The following is a 19,226-nucleotide window of genomic DNA, read 5'->3' as shown; positions in this document are numbered from 1 at the left end:
AGCCCTGTAATTCGCGCTAACCGCGCAGCCTTTTTCAAAAACCATTGGAGAGACCCCCATGTTGAAAGCCTACCGTGACCATGTGGCAGAACGCGCCGCACTGGGCATCCCCCCGTTGCCTCTGGATGCCAAGCAGGTTGCTGACCTGATCGAGCTGATCAAGAACCCACCCGCTGGCGAAGACTCATTCCTGATGGATTTGCTGACTCATCGCGTGCCGCCTGGTGTGGACGATGCAGCCAAGGTCAAGGCTTCCTTCCTGGCCGCCGTGGCTCACGGCGACATCAAGGTGGGTCTCATCTCCAAGGCCAAGGCCACCGAGCTGCTGGGCACCATGGTGGGCGGCTACAACGTTCACCCCCTGATTGAGTTGCTGGATGACGCTGAAGTCGCCGGCGTAGCCGCTGACGCGTTGAAGAAGACATTGCTGATGTTTGACTTCTTCAACGACGTTGCCACCAAGGCCAAGGCCGGTAACGCCAAGGCCCAGGAAGTGATGCAAAGCTGGGCGGATGCCGAGTGGTTCACATCGCGCCCCAAGGTGGAAGAAAAAATCACCGTCACCGTCTTCAAGGTGCCCGGTGAAACCAATACCGATGATCTGTCGCCCGCTCCTGACGCATGGAGCCGCCCCGACATTCCTCTGCACTACCTGGCCATGCTCAAGAACACGCGTCCCGACGCGGCGTTCAAGCCCGAAGAAGACGGCAAGCGCGGCCCCATGCAGTTCATTGAAGACCTGAAGAAAAAGGGTAACCTCGTCTCCTACGTGGGCGACGTGGTCGGTACCGGTTCTTCGCGCAAGTCCGCTACCAACTCCATCATCTGGGCGACCGGTGTGGACATTCCTTTTGTCCCCAACAAGCGCTTCGGTGGCGTGACTCTGGGTGGCAAGATCGCTCCTATCTTCTTTAACACGCAAGAAGACTCCGGCGCTCTGCCCATCGAAGTGGACGTTTCCAAGCTGGAAATGGGCGACGTCATCGACGTGCTGCCCTACGAAGGCAAGATCTTGAAGGACGGCGCCACGGTTGCTGAGTTCCAACTCAAGAGCGACGTGCTGCTGGACGAAGTGCAAGCCGGTGGCCGTATCAACCTGATCATCGGCCGTTCGCTGACGGCCAAGGCTCGCGAGACTCTGGGTCTGCCCGCTTCCACCGCTTTCCGCCTGCCTACAGCGCCTGCGGAAACCAAGGCTGGTTTCACTCTGGCCCAAAAGATGGTTGGCCGCGCTTGTGGTCTGCCTGAAGGTCAGGGCGTGCGCCCCGGCACGTACTGCGAACCCCGCATGACCACCGTTGGCTCGCAAGACACCACCGGCCCCATGACCCGTGACGAGCTGAAGGACCTGGCTTGCCTGGGCTTCTCCGCCGACATGGTGATGCAGTCCTTCTGCCACACCGCCGCTTATCCCAAGTCGGTGGACGTGAAGACGCACCGCGAACTGCCTTCGTTCATCTCCAACCGTGGCGGCGTGGCCCTGCGTCCTGGTGATGGCGTGATCCACAGCTGGCTCAACCGCCTGCTGCTGCCTGATACCGTGGGTACCGGCGGCGACTCGCACACCCGCTTTCCTATCGGTATTTCCTTCCCTGCAGGCTCCGGTCTGGTGGCCTTCGGTGCCGCTACCGGCGTGATGCCGCTGGACATGCCCGAATCGGTGCTGGTTCGCTTCAAGGGTGAAATGCAGCCCGGCGTGACCCTGCGCGATCTGGTGCACGCGATTCCTCTGTACGGCATCAAGCAAGGTCTGCTGACCGTTGCCAAGGCCGGCAAGATCAACGAATTCTCGGGCCGTATCCTGGAAATCGAAGGCCTGCCTAACCTGAAGGTTGAGCAAGCATTTGAGCTGTCCGATGCGTCTGCCGAGCGTTCTGCCGCTGGTTGCACGATCAAGCTGAACCCTGAGCCCATCAAGGAATACCTGACTTCGAACATCGTTCTGATGAAGAACATGATCGCCGACGGTTACTCTGACGCCAAGACACTGCAGCGCCGTATCGAAAAGGTCGAAGCCTGGCTGGCCAACCCTGATCTGCTGTCTGCCGACAAGGATGCTGAGTACGCTCACATCATTGAAATCGACATGGCCGACATCAAGGAACCTATCGTTTGCTGTCCTAACGATCCTGATGATGCCAAGACTCTGTCCGACGTGTCCGGTGTCAAGATCGATGAAGCCTTCATCGGTTCTTGCATGACCAACATTGGTCACTTCCGCGCCGCAGCCAAGCTGCTGGGTGGCCAGCGCGACATCCCCGTCAAGCTGTGGGTGGCTCCTCCCACCAAGATGGACCAGACCGAGCTGATCAAGGAAGGCCATTACGCCGCTTTCGGTACCGCCGGTGCGCGTACTGAAATGCCCGGCTGTTCGCTGTGCATGGGCAACCAGGCCCAAGTGCGCGAAGGTGCTACCGTCATCTCGACGTCGACTCGTAACTTCCCCAACCGTCTGGGCAAGAACACCAACGTGTACCTGGGCTCGGCCGAGCTGGCAGCCATCGCGTCGCGTCTGGGCTACCTGCCTTCCAAGGAAGAGTACTTGAAGGAAATGGGCGTGATCGATGCCGACAAAGCATCCGTCTATCGCTACATGAACTTCAACGAAATCGCTGAGTACGCCGAAGTGGCTGCCAAGATTTAAGCGCCCTCCATGAGTTCGCCGGGTTGCTGACCCGGCTCCTCATGCAAAAAGCCCGTGCAGTTCATGCGCGGGCTTTTTTTATGGCTTTGGTTTTGATCGCTGCTTGCGCTTGATATCAGTGGGCTTCTGTATTAAAAAATACTGAAACCGAATATCAATGTGCGGGATGTGCTATCAATTTTTAAGTCATTGCGTGTAATGCTCCGCCTTCGCAGGGTTGCCCGGCAGGTCGCACGCGGGGCTGGGTTGTTTAATGAAGACAGGGCTCCGCACAAAAGACGAGGCCTTGGTGCTCTGGTGGCCGCAACACCTCAAAGTACGAGCCGCTGATTGGGGTGCACCTGCGGCAGCATCCAGCGATCGTCATAGCGCAGCTGAGCCCTGCGGGGCTGCCGCAATTTGGCTTGTAAAACCCGAATAAGGCCCGAATGCGAGGGCAGCGGCCGGTACGGATGCAAGCAAGACCAGCAAGCCACGCCTGAAGTGCTGAAATTTCTTTGCTATTGAAAAAGTAGCTGCTGGCGATTTCTGATGAACCGCTGTGATGCATTCACTTCAGATATTTGGATGCCGCATTTCAGCAATGCACGGCATTGGAAAAGAGAGCTTTGCCATCAAAGACATGGATAGTGCGTCGTCCCACATCGCTTGATTGCAGGTTATGTGCACAATGTAAATACAAGTGCTTCCCTGTGTCCTATCGATGGAGAGTCTCGCGATGCCTCATGCTTTTGCAAAAACGCTGAAGTCTTTTGAAACCGACGGCGGAAGGAAAGGTCAGTTCTACTCCTTGCCCGCACTCGCCAAGCAGTTCCCTGAAATCAAACGATTGCCGGTATCCATCCGTATCGTTCTTGAGTCAGTGCTGCGCAACTGCGACGGCGAGAAAATCACCGCAGCCCATGTTGAGCAACTGGCGCGCTGGCAGGCAAAGCCGAAAGCTGAGCGGGTCGATGAAATTCCGTTCGTTGTCTCGCGCGTGGTGCTGCAGGACTTTACCGGCGTGCCCTTGCTGGCCGATCTGGCGGCCATGCGCAGCACGGCGGCCAAGCTGGGCAAGAAGCCCAAGTCCATCGAGCCGCTGGTACCTGTGGATCTGGTGGTCGATCACTCCATCATGGTTGATTACTTCGGCACCAAAAAGGCGCTGGACCTGAACATGAAGCTGGAGTTTCAGCGCAACCAGGAGCGCTACCAGTTCATGAAATGGGGCATGCAGGCCTTTGACACCTTTGGCGTGGTGCCGCCAGGGTTTGGCATCGTTCACCAGGTCAACCTCGAATATCTGGCGCGTGGCGTGCACAAGACCAAGGATGGCGTCTACTACCCCGATACGCTGGTCGGTACCGACAGCCACACCACCATGATCAACGGCATTGGCGTGGTGGCCTGGGGGGTGGGCGGCATCGAGGCGGAAGCCGCCATGCTGGGCCAGCCCGTGTACTTCCTCACGCCTGATGTGGTGGGCTTCGAGCTGTCCGGCCAGTTGCGCGAAGGCGTGACGGCGACCGACCTGGTGCTCACGGTCACGGAAATTCTGCGCAAGGAAAAAGTGGTAGGAAAATTTGTCGAATTCTTTGGCGAAGGCACGCGCAGCCTCTCCCTTCCCGACCGGGCCACGATTGGCAATATGGCACCTGAATACGGCGCGACCATGGGCTTTTTCCCCGTCGATGAGAAAACCATCGAGTACTTCAAGGGCACGGGCCGCACCAAGAGCGAAATCCAGGCCTTCGAGGCCTACTTCAAGGCTCAAAATCTGTTCGGCGTCCCCAAGGCGGGCGATATTGACTACTCCCATGTGGTCAAGCTGGATCTTGGCAAGGTCGCGCCGAGCCTGGCTGGTCCCAAGCGGCCACAGGACCGTATCGAGATTGGCAATGTGGCTGCTCAGTTCGATGAACTGTTCAGCGCACCGGTTGCGCAAAATGGCTTCAACCTGCCTGCCGAGCAACTGGCTCGCCGCCATCTTGTGCATCCCGATGGGCCTGAGGCCTTGCAGCCAGACAGCCAGCCGGTGCCTGCCAATGCCGAGCGCAACAAAGTCGAGATGGTGAGCAACAAGCCCACGACCAATAAGGCCGAGGCCAGCGCTATTGCCGTTGATGCAAGCAGCGCCGCCGCATGCGGCAAGAGCTTTGATATGGGCAGCGGCGACGTGCTGATTGCGGCCATCACCAGCTGTACCAACACCTCCAACCCCAGTGTCATGCTGGCGGCGGGCTTGCTGGCCAAAAAGGCGGTGGAGGCAGGGCTCAAGGTCAAGCCGCATATCAAAACCTCGCTGGCCCCCGGCTCGCGGCTGGTGACGCGCTATCTGACAGAGGCAGGTTTGCTGCCTTATCTGGAAAAGCTGGGCTTTGCCCTTGCCGGCTATGGTTGCACCACCTGCATTGGCAATGCCGGTGATTTGACACCCGAGATCAATGCCTCCATCACGCAGAACAATCTGGTCTGCGCGGCCGTGCTCTCGGGCAATCGCAACTTCGAGGCGCGCATTCACCCCAATATCAAGGCCAACTTCCTGGCCAGTCCGCCGCTGGTGGTGGCTTACGCCATTGCCGGCACGGTACGCAAGGACTTGATGACCGAACCCGTGGGCAAAGGCAAGGGCGGCAAGGATGTGTATCTGGGTGACATCTGGCCCAGCAGCGAGGAGATTCAAGGCCTGCTCAAGTACGCCATGAACGGCAAGGCCTTCCGCAGCAACTATGAGCAAGTGGCCAGCGAGCCAGGCAAGCTCTGGGAAAAAATCAAGGGCGTGACAGGGGCCACATACACCTGGCCTGAGAGCACCTATATCGCAGAACCCCCGTTCTTTGCAGATTTTGCTCTCGATTTGAAAGCGCCTTCCACAGGTGCAGAAAGCGCTGCGGGCCCAAAAGGCTCAAACTCCTATGCAGTGCATGGCGCGCGCGTGATGGCCTTGTTTGGTGATTCCATCACCACCGACCATATCTCGCCTGCGGGCTCCATCAAGGAGACCTCACCGGCCGGTAAATGGCTGCTGGAGCATGGCGTGCAAAAGGCTGACTTCAACAGCTACGGCTCGCGACGCGGCAACCATGAGGTGATGATGCGCGGCACCTTTGCCAATGTGCGCATCAAGAATCTGATGATTCCTGCGCAGGCCGATGGTGCACGTGAGGAGGGCGGTGTCACGCTCTACCGGGATGACCATGGCAAGGTGGAAAAGATGTCCATCTATGACGCAGCCATGAAGTACCAGTCTGCAGGCCGTGCCACCGTGGTGCTGGCGGGTGAGGAATACGGCACCGGCTCCAGCCGCGACTGGGCGGCCAAGGGTACGCAGTTGCTGGGCATCAAGGCCGTAGTGGCACGCAGCTTTGAGCGTATCCACCGCTCCAACTTGGTGGGCATGGGCGTGCTGCCGCTGCAGTTCAAGGGCAATGACAGCTGGCAAAGTCTGGGGCTGACGGGTGAGGAATTCATGGATGTGATTCCCGCTGCAGACCTGGCGCCGCAAAGCGATGCGCAATTGGTCATTACGCGCACTGATGGCAGCAAGAAGACGGTGACCGTCAAGCTGCGCATCGACACGCCGATTGAGGTGGACTACTACCGTCACGGCGGCATCTTGCCCTATGTGCTCAGGCAGTTGCTGAGCTGAGGTGGCTGAAAAGCAAAAGGCCTGCTCGCTTGCGCGGCAGGCCTTTTTTTGCCTTGGCTAGGTGCTATTTCATGGAGTGCAGGCCGAACATATTGCCTTCGGTATCGGTCGCCAGGGCAATAAAGCCATAAGGGCCGATGGAGATTTTCTCGCGCTGAAGGCTGCCGCCCTGTTTCGCTACGCGTGCGGCCTGCTCGGCACAGTCTTCGCAGACAAAGTAAATCATGGTGCCGCCGCTGCCGCCGCCGGTTGGACAGCCGGGCATGTGTACCAGCGCGCCGGTCGCGCCGGCGTTGTCCGGCTGGCCCGGAAAAGCCCACATTTCCATATCCGGATGCTCGCCGCCTTCGGGCATGGGCAGCGCCTGCAAGGGGTAGCCGAGAACGGCCTCGTAAAAGGTCTTGGCACGCTGCATGTCTTGCACATAGATCTCGAACCAGCCTACGGGATTCATTGCCATCACGAACTCCTTGCTTGCGCTTTGTGGAGTTGCGATGCTGAGGTGCTTTGCGGCGCGACGCAAGCAGACCTGGCCTCGAATGTCTGTATGGCGTCAGCTGCCGTTGAATTGGCGGATCAAGGAGCTTGGTCTGTTGACGATGAGCGCTCAGGACATTCGGCTTTTGGCCAGCTTTCTGGCCTTGCGGCGCTGCCACCATAGCCAGACGCCGCTGAGGCCTAACCCCGCCAGTACCATCCCAGTCAGGCCATTGATGATTTCCAGCAGCACTCCGCCCAGCTCGCCGGTATGCAGCGGATAGGCAATAGCCACTGCTGCTGCTCCGGGGTCGAGCTCATACCAGCGCTGCACGGCCAGCACGGCTCCGGTGCGGGGGTCCAGCCATACCGAGCTGACGCCATTGGGGTGCGGCTCGCCAAGGGCACGAAAGCGTATGCGCATGGCCTGCTTGGCCTCAGCGTTCTTGGCCGCGATCTGCACAAAGCTGGCCTGGCCGTCGGGCATGGCGGCCCGTGCACCGGCCAGCAGGGCATCCAGGCTGGGCGCCGCGGGCGATGTATCCACTGAAAGCGGTGGCAGCTTGGGGGCTTTGACCGGCGTGGAGCCGCTGAGCGCATTGAGCACATTGCCCAGCGGCCGCCAGGCCATATAGGCACCGGTCACGACCAAGACGGCAATCAGCAAGCCCATGACCACACCGCCTATGCGGTGCAGATCGAACAGGGCGCGTATCAGATTCTTGTTCAGCTCGATATGCCAGTTGCCAGGCCAGCGCTTGGGCCACCAGAGAATGACGCCGGTCAGCAGCAGCAAGACATAGGCCAAAGCCGTCCAGGCCAGTATGGCTTTGCCATTCGCGTCCAGCAGCAGGGTGCTGTGCAGCTTGAACAAGAAGTTGACAAACCCTTCTGTCTCGCCGCGGCGGCCTTGCTCTAGCCCGGATGCAGGGTTCAGATAGACAGTGCCGCGCCAGCTATGCGACTGCACCCTGAGCCAGAGGCTGTCTCCAGCCTCCTGAGGAAGCTTGAAGCGAAAGGTCGCCTTGTCACCGAACTCCTGGCGGGCCTGCTCCAGTATCGGTGCCAGTGCTGCGGCAGGCGTAGCGGCTGGGGCTTTGAACAGCTGGGGATGGGCCAGGCGATCGAGTGGCTGGGCAGCGATGAGCACCGCTCCCGTGAGTCCGGCCAGAATCAGAATCCAGCCCAGGCTCAGGGCGAACCAGCGATGCAGCCGCAGCCACAGAGAACGTAGCGAAGTCATGGAGTCAGAGGTCGTCGCGCCCCAGGCAACCCAGCCACGGAGGCTGGATTCGCTGGGGCGCTGGTGCTTAGAACGGCAGCGAGGCCTGCAGATACACGGTGCGTGGCATGCCCACGTACTTTCCGCCGCCATTGTTGTCGGTGGAACGGGTGAAGTAGCGGCGGTCAAACACGTTCTTCACACCCACGGTCAGGCGCAGGTTGTTCAACTCCTTGCTGGCCTGATAGCTGGTGCGCAGGCCCAGAATCGCGAAGCCGGGAATGTCGCCCAGATTGCCGTTGGCGTCCTCCTGAGTGACATAAGGGTTGGGCTTGCCGCTGGTGCCTGGGGTGCCGGGTGAGCGCTGTTTGGACTGGGCGTTGAGCTCGGCGTTGAAGGTCCAGCGATCGACCGCATAGCGCGCCGACAGCCCGGCGGTGTGGCGGGCGTACAGCGGAAGGTCGCGTCCAGCAAACGGTCCGGCCTGGCTGGTGGCTTGGGTGAAGGTATAGGTCGCGCCCAGCGAGAAGCCTTTGAGCGCAGGATAGTTCTTGCCGAAGTCGTAACGCAGTGCCGATTCCAGGCCACGATGGCGTGTCGCACCCAGATCGGTCCAGATGCCGTTGCCCGTGCCGTCGCCGGGCCGGTCCAGGAACAGCTCCTTGTCGAAGTCGATGTTGAACAGCGTCAGCTCGCCATTCCAGGTGTCGCTTTTGTAATGCGTACCCAGCTCATAGGTCTTGGCTGACTCGGGATAGAGCTGGTTATTGGACGACTGGGCCAGCTGAGCATATTGCTGCGGACCGAACGATTTGCCTGCATTGGCGAACACCGTCCACTGGTTGTTGACGCGCTAGAGCACCGACAGCGTGGGCAGCCATTCGTTGGCGGCAGCCGTCGGGTAGATGGCTGCGGCGGTGGAGCCCTTGTAGTCCACCACATTGTTGAAGCTGCGTATGCGTTCGTAGCGCACGCCGGGCGTGATGGTCCAGTTGCCCACGTCGATGCGGTTGTCGATATAGAAGGCATTGGCCGTGGTGCCGCCCTGGCTGGTCTGGGTGACATTCAGCGGCAGCGCCATGGCGTTGACCTGGCCCGGCACATAGAAGCCCGAGGTGGCCAGCGCCGTCTCTGAGCTTTTTTCTTTCAGGTAGCGGTAGCCCACGCTGACTTCCTGCACCACGGAGCCGGTCTCGAAAATGCGCGAGTAGCGCGGCTCCACGCCGTAGTAGCTGTAGTTGCGCGGCGCGGCCGTTAGGCTGCGCTTGCCGGCATTGGCACCGGTGGCGTCACGCTCGATATAGCTGCCGCGAAAGGAATCCACGTAGTAGCTCAGCACTTCGAAGTTGTCGCGGCCATCCTTGTAGCTGTACTTGAGCGAGCCGTCGGTACGCCGGCCCGTGAACTGGTCGTAGTTGCGCGTGCTCTGGAACGGGTCGGCTGCGTATTGCTTGGTGGTCAGGCCGCCGGGCATCTGGCCCTTGCCCTCGAAATGGTGCAGCGATGCGGACAGGCTGCTCTTGCTCGTGAGCTGGTAGCTGCCCTTGAGCAGCAAATCGTCGACATCGGTTCTGTCGTTGCTGCTGCGCCAGCCCTTGCCATGCGTGCCGGAGTAAAGCAGGGCTAGGCCCAGACCGGCCTCGTTGGTGCCACCCACAAACAGGCTGGGGCTGGTCTTGGTGTTGCCGCTGTGGCCGTAGATTTCCGTGCCTATGGAGGCTTCGGCGGCAAAGGTCTTGGGAATGGCGCGGGTCGTGAAGTTGATGATGCCGCCCACGTTCTGCGGGCCGTAGCGTACAGAGCCGGCTCCGCGCACCACGTCGATGGATTCCAGGTTGCCCAGCGCCACGGGGGCCAGCGATAGCTGCGGCTGACCGTAAGGTGCATAAGAGACGGGGATGCCGTCCTGCAGCACATAGGAGCGCGGCGAGAGGCGCGCTGTCAGGCCGCGCACGCTCAGGTTCAGCGAAATATCGCTGCCGCCCGTGCCATTGCTGTCCTGAACCTGCACGCCGGGCACCAGGCGCAGCGCTTCGCGCAGTGTGGTGGCTCCGCTTTCCTGAATGCGCTCGCGTTCGACAATGGTACGGGCACCGGGGTGCTCCAGCACTTTTTCGGCATTGGGCGTGTCGCCGTCCAGCCAGTTGCCGGTGACGGTGACGGAATCCAGTGCGACTTCCGGCGCGGCCGTGGTCTGTGCATGAAGAACGGGGCTGGCAAAACTGCCAAAGAAGGCTGCGACAGCGGCGGCTGCGCAGCTCAAACGGAATGCGCGATGAGAGGAGTGATTTGGGTTGGCCATAGGGTGTTGTGTGTGCACACACAATGGCTGGCTTGCAGTCAGAGCGTAGCTCCGTGGCGGCACGGACTACGTCAAAAGCGCGCTTGGCTATGTGGCGTTTATAGGCAGGCGCCGATATTAATGAGAACAGCTGTCATTTGGCTGTTTGTGGTTATATGGCTGCGCAAAATACAACAGCCTCCCCATCCGGCATTCGCCAGTTGGGGAGGCTGCATGTTTTTGCTGCGGCGCGTTGGCTTTAAGCCTGTTCGGCCAGCAGCTCCTGCAAAGTCTTGACCTGCATGCGCAGGCGCTCGTTCTCGGCTTGCAGCTCGGTTACGCGGGCTTGCAGCTCTTCGGCGCTGGCAGCGGGTGCCGCTTCTGCCGACTCATCGGCTTCGGGCTTGGCAGCCTTGGGCTTTTTCTTGGCGTCGCGCACGCGCTTGGCGGCTTGTTTGAGTGCATCGGCACCTTCGGCGGCCACGGCCTGTTGTTCTTCCTCCGGCAGGGTGGCAACGACGGCAGCCGCGTTGAGTGACAGCTCGCCGGCCTTCACGGCGGCGACCACTTCAGGCGCCGCTTTTTCCTGGATCGTCTCGATCATCTTGACCTGGCCAGCCGACAGGCGGGCGGCACGTGCCAGCGCTTCGCGTGTGTCCAACGCCTCATCGGGGACCTTGGCCACGCTGGCGAGTGCCTGGGCGACTGCGGGGTCGGTATCGCCTTCCCATGGGGCTTCCTCGCTGGCGGGCTGGGATGCTTTGGCTGCGTTCACCGCAGCGGCCGCAGCAGCACGGCGCTCGGCAATGATTTCGCGCTTGCGCAGGGCCAGCACACCGCGCTGGAAGTCAGACACTGAGCGGCGGCCCAGGTGCTGGTCGATCATCCACAGGTGGACGTCGTCTATGTTCTTGAACTGCGTGGCCTGAATGGTGTTGAAGGGCAGGCCGTGTTTTTGGCAGATGCCGTAGCGGTTGTGGCCGTCGATCAGCAGATCATCCCAGACCACCAGCGCATCGCGGCAGCCTTCGGCGAGGATGCTGCGCTCCAGCGACTCATGCTCGTCAGCGGTCAAAGGGTCGATATAGGCCTTGAGGCCTTCGTCAATGCGGAGATCCATGGTGTGTCTGTTCGTGTGTGGCCGCTGGCAGTTTGCCGGGGGTCACTATCAATAAATGAGCTGCTTGCGCCTGATATTCATGCATTTCAAAAATAATTTCATTGAAATTTGAAGCAGAACGGGTGCAAGAAGCTACGGAAAAAAGAGCAACGCCCCAGCGTATGGGGCGTTGGAAGAGGTAACGCTAGTTGAGCTTACAGCAGGCGCGAAATCAGCGCGCCTTCAACCGGGCCTTCGAGCGGAATGCGCACGCGGATCGGGTTGCCTTGGGCGACGTCCACGGGCTTGCCTTCCAGGTCAAACATTTTTTCCAGCTTGATCTGGCGATTGCCCTGGGGGTGAATGACTTCAATCGTGTCGCCCACCGCAAAGCGATTCATGGTTTCCACCTCGGCCATGCCGTCGGCGTAGCTACGCACCGCACCCACAAAGTGGCTGCGCTGCAGCACGCTGTGGCCGGTTTCGTAGTTTTGGTAATCGTTGGCAGGACGGCGCTCCATCAGGCCGCCGGTGTAGCCGCGGTTGGCCAGGCCTTCGAGTTCGGTGATCAGCTCGGGGTTGAAGGGACGACCAGCCACGGCGTCGTCAATCGCGCGGCGGTAGGTTTGTGCCGTGCGAGCCACGTAGTACAGGCTCTTGGTGCGGCCTTCGATCTTGAGCGAGTCCACGCCAATCTTGGTCAGGCGCTCCACATGCTCCACAGCGCGCAAGTCCTTGGAGTTCATGATGTAGGTGCCATGCTCATCTTCCATGATGGGCATCATCTCGCCAGGGCGGCCTTTTTCTTCCAGCAAGTAAATCGCGTCAGCCTTGGGGTGGCGCTGTTGGTCACCGCAGGTGCTGGTGAACTGGTTGTCCAGATCGTTCTTGGCGTCTTCAAAGTTGAAGCCGTTTTCCATGGTCTGGCCCAGCGCTTCGCCCGTGTTGGGGTCCACAGCCGCATTGTGCGTCTTGTAATCCCAGCGGCAGGCGTTGGTACAAGTGCCCTGGTTGGGGTCGCGGCGGTTGAAATAGCCCGACAGCAAACAACGACCGGAGTAGGCAATGCACAGCGCACCGTGCACAAAGACTTCCAGCTCCATGTCCGGGCATTCCTGGCGGATCTTTTCGATCTCGTCCAGGCTCAGCTCGCGCGACAGGATGATGCGCTCCACGCCCATTTTCTGCCAGAACTTGACGGTGGCGTGGTTGGTGGTATTGGCCTGCACGGACAGGTGAATGACCTGCTCTGGCCATTTTTCCTTGACCATCATGATCAGCCCGGGGTCGGCCATGATCATTGCATCGGGCTTCATGGCGATGATGGGTTCGATGTCGCGCAGATAGGTGCGGACCTTATCGTTGTGGGCAATCAGATTGCTGGTCAGGAAGAACTTCTTGCCGCGCGCGTGCGCTTCGGCAATGCCCTGGCCGATCTGCTCCAGGCGGAATTCGTTGTTGCGCGCTCGCAGCGAGTAGCGTGGCTGGCCGGCATACACAGCGTCGGCACCAAAGTCATAGGCGGCGCGCATCTTGTCGAGCGAGCCGGCAGGCAGCAGCAGTTCGGGGGCTTTGAGGGTCATGATGGCTCTATTGTCCTGCATCCCGCTTTTCATTACGACTTGATAAGGCTAGGCGGACTGGCTCAGGTGTGTGAGTAACTGCCGCACGGGCAAGGACAGGCCTGTCATGGCCGTTGTGCATAGGAGCAGCTGACGCTGGGCCCAGTCATCGCCCAGCGGTACGGCCACCACGCCGGTGCTGGCGCAGTGACGCTGGACCGCCGCCAGCGGCAGCACGGCAATGCCTACCTTCTGGCCGACCAGCTGGCACAGGCCTTCAAAATGTGGCAGCTGTACCTGGGTGCGCAGCAACTGGCCGTTGATCTGCTGCGCCTGTTTTTGCAACAACTGTTGCAAGGCCGAATCGCGCGCCAATCCCACCCAGTTCTCATGCTGCAGCTCGTGCAGGCGCAGCTGTTGCCGCTCTGCCAGGGCATGGCCCAGGGGCAGAACGGCCGCCAGCGGGTCTGGCCGCCAAGGCTGACAGTGCAGGCCGGTCAAGCCTGCTGCATCTTGCATATCCCAGGCGACCACACCCAGATCACACAGACCCTGGCGCAGGTTGGACAGCACCGCGCTGCTGGCGCCTTCCTGTAGCTCGAGCGCAATCTGCGGGTGCTGGCCCAGAAAGCCGCTGATGGCCAGAGGCAGGTGCTCGCGTATGGCCGAGGTGTTGCCGCGCAGCCTGATCTGCCCGGCCAGGCCCGCGCCGAACTCGCCCATGGCGCCACGCAGCTGCTGCATTTGCGCCAGCACCTGGCGTGCGTGCTGCACCAGCGTGTGGCCGGCCGCTGTGGCCTGCACGCCCCGCGGCTTGCGTAGCAGCAGAGCGCAGCCCAGCAACTCCTCCATGCCGCGAACGCGTTCGCTGGCCGATGCCAGGGTGAGATGGCAGCGCTGCGCCGCGGCCGTCAGGGTGCCGCAGTCCAGGATGTGCACAAACAGCTGCAGATCGGTGAGGTCAAAGCGCATGAGATTTAAGACTTAGTTTGATACTAAGTCTCGGTTTAAGAGATCCCGCTAGCCAATTGGCTGATATCTAGAGATTATTAGGAATGCAAAGAGTTTTCTGAATTCTTTTTCTTATTTTAGGGTTCGGTTAATACGAAGGATTGACAATGTGGGATGAAGGCTGGATGGCCGCGGCGGCTATTGTCGTATTTGGGTTGGCTGGGCTGGTGAAGGGCGTGGTCGGGCTGGGCTTGCCCACGGTATCCATGGCCTTGCTGGCGATTTTCATGCCGCCCGCCCAGGCGGCGGGTTTGTTGTTATTGCCTTCACTGGTTACGAATCTGGTGCAACTGCGGCCTGTAGCCGGTTTGCTGCCGCTGCTCAAACGCCTGGGCTGGATGCAACTGGGCATTGTGCTGGGTACGCTGGGCGGCATGGCGCTCTGGGGCGGGGTGGGGAGCTTGCCTGCGGCACGTACGGCTCTGGGTTTGGCGCTAGTGGTGTATGCGCTCTGGGGTCTATGCGGCCCCAGCCTGCAGGTGCCTCTGCGGCATCAGGCCTGGCTGGGAGCTTTATGTGGCTTACTGACCGGTGGCATGACCGCGCTGACGGGTGTGTTTGTAGTGCCTGCCGTGGCCTTTTTGCAGTCTTTAGGCTTGGCGCGGCCAGCGCTAATGCAGGCCATGGGGTTGTGCTTTACGACGTCCACCCTGGCGCTGGGGGTAGGCTTGCTATGGCTGGGGCAAGGTCTGGGGCCTCAGGGCGAGGGGTCTGCAGCAGGTCTGCTGGCGTCGGCGTTGATGTTGATCCCGGCCCTGGCTGGCATGCATTGGGGGGAGTTGTTGAGCCACAAAATTTCGGCAATAGGCTTCAAAAAGCTACTGATGCTGAGTTTGCTGGGTTTGGGTGCTTACCTGTGTTGGTGATTGAACCAGCGTCTTTGCATGCACCCGAGGTCCGCGGGAATGCTCGCCTTCGGGGGGAAGCGTCTAGCCAAACAGGCGGTGAGGCCGGCAAGCCCGTGGAGGGAGTCATGTCCTATGGCGTGTTGCCTGAGTTCAGTTTTGACCCGTTCATGGCGGGAGCCGGCGGTGTATGGCAAGCGCGTGCTGTTTCTGGATGAGGATGGGTGATTTGCATTCATCTATGTTCACGCCTGCTGCAGTGCGTAACACCGGTATCGCAATGAAAGGGCTTGAAGACTTTTTGCCTTCAAGTCCTTTTCTATTGAGCGCAAGCAGCTATGAATTTCATAGTTTCTGCGCCGTTGAGCAGTGCATCAATCTTGCGGTCTGAAGCCGATAACCAGGTCGGATGGCACCTTGCCGTCGATATCGCGCGGTAGTTTGTCGGTCTTGTGCAATGCGCGGACCACGGCCTCATCCCAGGCGGCATTGCCGCTGGACTTGGAAATCGTTGCTCCAGTGATGGTGCCGTCCGGCGCTGTACGCACGCGAACCTCGGCGCGCGGGTTGCCGCTGATGGCGTCTGGATAGACGATATTGGGCTTGACCTTGGCAGCGACTTTCGCTCCGTAACCTGCCGATGGGCCGCCGCTGGTACTGCTGCCTGCTGCACCGCCTGAGCGACTTCCGCCGGTGCCGCTGTGGTCGCTGCCACCGCTTCCGCCGGCATTACCTGATCCTCCGGCCAGACCTTGCAGGCGAGCCAGTTCGGCCTTGCGGCGGTCATCGGCGGCCTTGGCGTCTTTGGCCGCTTTTTCTTTAGCGTCCCTGGCAGCCTTCTCTTTGGCTTCCTTAGTGGCTTTATCCTTCTCGGCTTTTTCTTTTTCAGCCTTCTCTGATTTTTCCTTGGCGGCCTTGTCCTTGGCCGCTTTCTCTTTTTCGGCTTTCTCGGACTTTTCCTTTTCCGCTTTTTCCTTGCGTTCCTTCTCTGCTTTTTCGGCCTTCTCGGCTTTTTGCTTGTCCAGTTTGTCCTGGCGCGCCTTTTCAGTCCTGTCCTTTTCCGCTTTTTCCTTGCGATCCTTCTCGCGCTCTCGCTTCTCCTGGGCTTCCTGCTCGGCCTTTTCCTTCTTTAGCTGCTCCTGCTTCTTCTTTTTGGCCAGCGCCACCTCGGCTTCATGATCGTCGTCATGGGCCTGGGCTTTGGGGGGGGGCGTAGGAGCAGGTGTCGGCATGACCACCGGCTCAGGTGGTGGAGGGGGCGGAGGAGGTGGTGGCTCGGGTACCGGCTCGGGCGTGGGATCGGGCAGAGGAGGTGGCGTTACCGCGGCGGCAGAAGCTGGGGCAGAACTGCTCCAGACCTCGGCTTCGACCATGGCTTGCTCGGCTTCTTTGGGGGTGCGCACTGTCCACAGCAGAGCCGCAATCAGCAGCCCGTGCGCGGCCAGAGCGAGCGACCATGAGCGCACCCGGCCTTGGTGGCGGGGGGGCGCAAACTGATCGCGATCTTGCTGGTTAGGCATGGTGAATGAGGGGTCTGCTCTGGAGGCCATGCTCAAGCGTGGCGGGGCAGAGCTTTATGACTGGGTTCAATTGCTGGAAGAAGAGACAACGCCAAAGGCGATGCGTTTGACGCCAGCCTTGGAGAGCGTGGTGTGTGCCTTCATGACGTCATCGAAGGGCAGGCCTTTGTCGGCGATGATCTGAATGGCGCTGTCTTCGCCCTGGCCTTCTTGCCAGGACTGGGCCAGGCCCTTGAGGTCATCGAGCTTGACGGTCTGTGTACTGCTGCCGTTCTTGAACTGAATGCTGCCGTCTTTATCGAGCAGCACATAGGCAATGTTCTTGGTCGGAGGGCGCGAGGACTTGCCTGCGCTTGGCACATTGATGGAGCCCGGCGTGAGCATGGGTGCGGTCACCATGAAGATGATGAGCAGCACCAGCATCACGTCGATGAAGGGCACCATATTGATTTCGTTGACGGTGCGGCGGTTACGACCACCGCGTGAACTCATGGCTGGCATGGACTTACTCCTTGCGTTGAGTCATCAGTGGCCGGAGGCGGATGCATGGGCGCTCGAGCCCACATTGCGCTGCAAGATATTGGAGAACTCTTCGATGAAGGTTTCTTCCTGGCTGGCAATGCGGTCCACGTTGTGGGCGTAGCGGTTGTAAGCCGTCACCGCAGGAATGGCCGCAAACAGCCCCATGGCTGTGGCTACCAGCGCTTCGGCAATACCGGGGGCGACGGTGGCCAGCGTGACTTGCTCCATGTTGGCAAAGCCGGTGAAGGCGTGCATCACGCCCCAGACAGTGCCGAACAGGCCGACGTAAGGCGAGACCGAGGCCACGGTACCCAGAAAGGACAGACCGGATTCCTTCTCATCGAGCTCGCGCTGGAAGCTGGCGCGCATGGCCCGGCGTGTGCCGTCCATCAACGTGGCGACGTCATCCATACGGCGCTCGCGCAGCTTTTGATACTCGCGCATGCCGCTGGCAAAAATACGCTCCATGGGACCGCCGGTTTTGGCGTTCTGCGCCGCAGAGGCGTAGAGGTCATTGAGGCTGGTGCCCGACCAGAAGTCTTGCTCGAAGTTGTCGTTCAGCGTGCGTACACGCTTCAAGGTTTTGGCCTTGTTGAAGATGGTGGCCCAGCTGGCGATGGATGCGATCACCAAAATCAGCATGACCAGTTGAACCACCCAGCTGGCCTGCAGGATGAGGCTGAGGATGGACATGTCTTGGGAGTTCATGAAAGTTGCTCCAGGATATGGTTTGGAATTCTCGTGGGGCGCATGGTCTTGCCATCCACCCATCCAATGCGGATGGAGCCCGTGCACAGCAGCGCTGGCTCCAAAGCTTGATTGTTGGGGTTTGCCAGCAGCGCCTGCTGCTCAATGACGAGCGAGGCGCGGCCGGCGCTTTTCAGAGCGGCGGAGACACGTAGCTGGTCATCAAGCCGGGCCGGGCGCAGATATTCAAGCTGCGCAGAGGTTACGACAAAGATGCCGCCGGTTTGTTCCCGCAGATTTTGCTGAGCAATGCCCAGCGAGCGCAGCCATTCGGTGCGCGCACGTTCAAAGAACTTGAGGTAGTTGACGTGGAAGACGCGGCCGCTTGCGTCAGTGTCTTCCCAATAGACTCGAATGGGGAACTCAAAAGCCATGGTTCATTAGCCCAGAAGCTTCTTCAGGCGCGCAATGGCTTCCTGCAGCTGCTCCATGGAGTTGGCTGTGGAAAAGCGCACATAATTTGCTGTCTCGGCATGACCAAAGTCGCGGCCGGGCGTAATGGCCAGGTGGGCCCGATTCATCACTGCATAGGCAAAGTCCCAGCTTCCCTTGACGCCGAGCTTTTCAGCGGCGGCGCGGCAGTCGGCCCAGGCGTAGAAGGCTCCATCGGGCTTGACGGGCACGGGCAGGCCAATCGATTCCAGGGCCGGAATGAAATAGTCGCGACGGGCCTTGAACTCGGCACGGCGGCGTTCGTACTCGGCAATGCTCTCGGGCTCGAAACAGGCCAGTGCCGCATATTGCGAGATGGTGCTGGCGCAGATGAACAGGTGCTGGGCCAGCATCTCGATGGGAGCGACCAGTGCTTCGGGCACCACCATCCAGCCCAGACGCCAGCCGGTCATATTGAAATATTTGCTGAAGCTATTGATGGAGATGATGTCATCACCCAGCTCAAGGGCCGATTGGCTATAAGCGTCGTCGTAAGACAGGCCCAGATAGATTTCATCGACGATAGTCAGCCCACCCTTGGCGCGCACCACTTCGTGAATGCGGCGCAGCTCATCGGGTGCAATCGAGGTGCCCGTGGGGTTGGACGGTGACGCCAGCATTACGCCGCGTGTGCGCTCGCCCCAAGCGGCTTCCACCTTGGCGGCGCTGAGTTGAAAGCGCTCTGCAGCCGAGGAAGGAATCAGTACCGGCTTGCCTTCGGCGGCCGAGACAAAATGCCTGTTGCAGGGGTAACTGGGATCGGGCATGAGTACCTCGTCGCCCTCATCAATCAGCGCAAGGCAGGCCAGCTGCAGAGCTGCCGAAGCACCGGCGGTAATGATGATGCGGCGCGCAGGCACGTTGATGCCGAAGCGGCTGGCATACCAGCCGCTGATTTTTTCGCGTAGCTCGGGCAAGCCGGGGGCCTGTGTGTACTGGGTACGCCCGGCGCGAATGGCGCGTTCAGCGGCTTGCTGCACCAGAGGCGGGGCGGTGAAGTCGGGCTCGCCAATGTTGAGATAAATCATGGGCGAGCCGCTGGCGCTGGACTGGCGTGCCACTTCCTGCGCGTGCTTTGCCATTTCCATGACGTAAAAAGGCTCTATGCGTTGGGCGCGGCGGGAAAGCTCAATAACGGACATGGACGAAGAAAATCTTTCAATCAATCAGCAATGGGCACCAGCCTGTTCTAAGGCTGCGCTCATAAAAAAACTGCAACCAGCCAGCGGATGC

The 19,226-nt window shown here is 60.2% G+C and carries 13 protein-coding genes and 1 pseudogene; 3 read left to right on the top strand and 11 right to left on the bottom strand.

Annotated features, from left to right (window positions below; translation table 11 throughout):
• Window positions 1-58 precede the first annotated feature (58 nt).
• Together acnB and HF327_RS03585 are read left to right on the top strand one after the other, a co-directional pair.
• The gene (acnB, locus tag HF327_RS03590; protein WP_169106914.1) at window positions 59-2,644 is read left to right on the top strand and encodes a bifunctional aconitate hydratase 2/2-methylisocitrate dehydratase; all 2,586 of its coding nucleotides are present in this window, start codon (window positions 59-61) and stop codon (window positions 2,642-2,644) included.
• Between the two features lie 718 nt (window positions 2,645-3,362).
• Window positions 3,363-6,275 (top strand): aconitate hydratase, encoded by a 2,913-nt coding sequence (locus tag HF327_RS03585; protein ID WP_169106913.1) that lies wholly within the window; start codon window positions 3,363-3,365, stop codon window positions 6,273-6,275.
• A 64-nt stretch (window positions 6,276-6,339) separates the two neighbouring features.
• Here the strand turns inward: HF327_RS03585 and HF327_RS03580 are convergent, their stop codons facing one another.
• The 6 genes and pseudogenes from HF327_RS03580 to HF327_RS03555 form a co-directional block, all read right to left on the bottom strand.
• Entirely contained in the window at window positions 6,340-6,735 is a 396-nt protein-coding gene (locus HF327_RS03580; protein WP_169106912.1) for a VOC family protein, read from the bottom strand.
• Between the two features lie 147 nt (window positions 6,736-6,882).
• The gene (locus HF327_RS03575) at window positions 6,883-7,995 is read right to left on the bottom strand and encodes a PepSY-associated TM helix domain-containing protein (RefSeq protein ID WP_169106911.1); all 1,113 of its coding nucleotides are present in this window, start codon (window positions 7,993-7,995) and stop codon (window positions 6,883-6,885) included.
• A gap of 67 nt (window positions 7,996-8,062) precedes the next feature.
• Window positions 8,063-10,276: pseudogene (locus HF327_RS03570) on the bottom strand (TonB-dependent receptor family protein).
• A gap of 238 nt (window positions 10,277-10,514) precedes the next feature.
• Window positions 10,515-11,375 carry a ParB N-terminal domain-containing protein gene (locus tag HF327_RS03565; protein ID WP_169106910.1) on the bottom strand — a complete coding sequence of 287 codons (861 nt, stop codon included), beginning with the start codon at window positions 11,373-11,375 and terminating at the stop codon, window positions 10,515-10,517.
• Window positions 11,376-11,569: 194 nt separating this feature from the next.
• A complete protein-coding gene (gene trhP / locus HF327_RS03560; protein WP_169106909.1) occupies window positions 11,570-12,958 on the bottom strand; it encodes a prephenate-dependent tRNA uridine(34) hydroxylase TrhP in 1,389 nt (462 codons plus the stop codon).
• A gap of 27 nt (window positions 12,959-12,985) precedes the next feature.
• The gene (locus HF327_RS03555; protein ID WP_169106908.1) at window positions 12,986-13,888 is read right to left on the bottom strand and encodes a LysR family transcriptional regulator; all 903 of its coding nucleotides are present in this window, start codon (window positions 13,886-13,888) and stop codon (window positions 12,986-12,988) included.
• Between the two features lie 146 nt (window positions 13,889-14,034).
• Here HF327_RS03555 and HF327_RS03550 point away from each other — a divergent pair, with 146 nt between their 5' ends.
• The gene (locus tag HF327_RS03550; protein WP_169106907.1) at window positions 14,035-14,793 is read left to right on the top strand and encodes a sulfite exporter TauE/SafE family protein; all 759 of its coding nucleotides are present in this window, start codon (window positions 14,035-14,037) and stop codon (window positions 14,791-14,793) included.
• 353 nt (window positions 14,794-15,146) lie between these two features.
• Here the strand turns inward: HF327_RS03550 and tolA are convergent, their stop codons facing one another.
• From tolA to HF327_RS03525, 5 genes are all read right to left on the bottom strand, one after another.
• A complete protein-coding gene (tolA, locus tag HF327_RS03545; RefSeq protein ID WP_169106997.1) occupies window positions 15,147-16,292 on the bottom strand; it encodes a cell envelope integrity protein TolA in 1,146 nt (381 codons plus the stop codon).
• Between the two features lie 66 nt (window positions 16,293-16,358).
• Window positions 16,359-16,793 carry an ExbD/TolR family protein gene (locus HF327_RS03540; RefSeq protein WP_169106906.1) on the bottom strand — a complete coding sequence of 145 codons (435 nt, stop codon included), beginning with the start codon at window positions 16,791-16,793 and terminating at the stop codon, window positions 16,359-16,361.
• Between the two features lie 24 nt (window positions 16,794-16,817).
• Window positions 16,818-17,522, bottom strand: coding sequence for a protein TolQ (gene tolQ, locus HF327_RS03535; RefSeq protein ID WP_169106905.1), 705 nt, complete (start codon window positions 17,520-17,522; stop codon window positions 16,818-16,820).
• Window positions 17,519-17,935 carry a tol-pal system-associated acyl-CoA thioesterase gene (gene ybgC, locus HF327_RS03530; protein ID WP_169106904.1) on the bottom strand — a complete coding sequence of 139 codons (417 nt, stop codon included), beginning with the start codon at window positions 17,933-17,935 and terminating at the stop codon, window positions 17,519-17,521. Before ybgC ends, tolQ begins: the two co-directional genes overlap by 4 nt.
• A gap of 6 nt (window positions 17,936-17,941) precedes the next feature.
• A complete protein-coding gene (locus HF327_RS03525; protein WP_198460399.1) occupies window positions 17,942-19,135 on the bottom strand; it encodes a pyridoxal phosphate-dependent aminotransferase in 1,194 nt (397 codons plus the stop codon).
• Window positions 19,136-19,226: the final 91 nt, after the last annotated feature.

Source organism: Comamonas suwonensis (genome assembly GCF_012844455.2).
Classification (GTDB): Bacteria; Pseudomonadota; Gammaproteobacteria; order Burkholderiales; family Burkholderiaceae_C; genus Comamonas; species Comamonas suwonensis.
The sequence above is the reverse complement of the archived record's forward strand: the minus strand, read 5'-3'. Positions and strand labels throughout refer to the sequence as shown.

Excerpts from the sequence above, each read along its gene's own strand:
- HF327_RS03525 (WP_198460399.1), bottom strand. The coding sequence starts at position 19,135 with ATGTCCGTTATTGAGCTTTCCCGCCGCGCCCAACGCATAGAGCCTTTT.
- HF327_RS03540 (WP_169106906.1), bottom strand. The coding sequence starts at position 16,793 with ATGCCAGCCATGAGTTCACGCGGTGGTCGTAACCGCCGCACCGTCAAC.
- HF327_RS03585 (WP_169106913.1), top strand. The coding sequence starts at position 3,363 with ATGCCTCATGCTTTTGCAAAAACGCTGAAGTCTTTTGAAACCGACGGC.
- HF327_RS03565 (WP_169106910.1), bottom strand. The coding sequence starts at position 11,375 with ATGGATCTCCGCATTGACGAAGGCCTCAAGGCCTATATCGACCCTTTG.
- HF327_RS03580 (WP_169106912.1), bottom strand. The coding sequence starts at position 6,735 with ATGGCAATGAATCCCGTAGGCTGGTTCGAGATCTATGTGCAAGACATG.
- ybgC (WP_169106904.1), bottom strand. The coding sequence starts at position 17,935 with ATGGCTTTTGAGTTCCCCATTCGAGTCTATTGGGAAGACACTGACGCA.
- trhP (WP_169106909.1), bottom strand. The coding sequence starts at position 12,958 with ATGCAGGACAATAGAGCCATCATGACCCTCAAAGCCCCCGAACTGCTG.
- HF327_RS03575 (WP_169106911.1), bottom strand. The coding sequence starts at position 7,995 with ATGACTTCGCTACGTTCTCTGTGGCTGCGGCTGCATCGCTGGTTCGCC.
- tolA (WP_169106997.1), bottom strand. The coding sequence starts at position 16,292 with ATGCCTAACCAGCAAGATCGCGATCAGTTTGCGCCCCCCCGCCACCAA.
- HF327_RS03555 (WP_169106908.1), bottom strand. The coding sequence starts at position 13,888 with ATGCGCTTTGACCTCACCGATCTGCAGCTGTTTGTGCACATCCTGGAC.
- tolQ (WP_169106905.1), bottom strand. The coding sequence starts at position 17,522 with ATGAACTCCCAAGACATGTCCATCCTCAGCCTCATCCTGCAGGCCAGC.
- acnB (WP_169106914.1), top strand. The coding sequence starts at position 59 with ATGTTGAAAGCCTACCGTGACCATGTGGCAGAACGCGCCGCACTGGGC.
- HF327_RS03550 (WP_169106907.1), top strand. The coding sequence starts at position 14,035 with ATGTGGGATGAAGGCTGGATGGCCGCGGCGGCTATTGTCGTATTTGGG.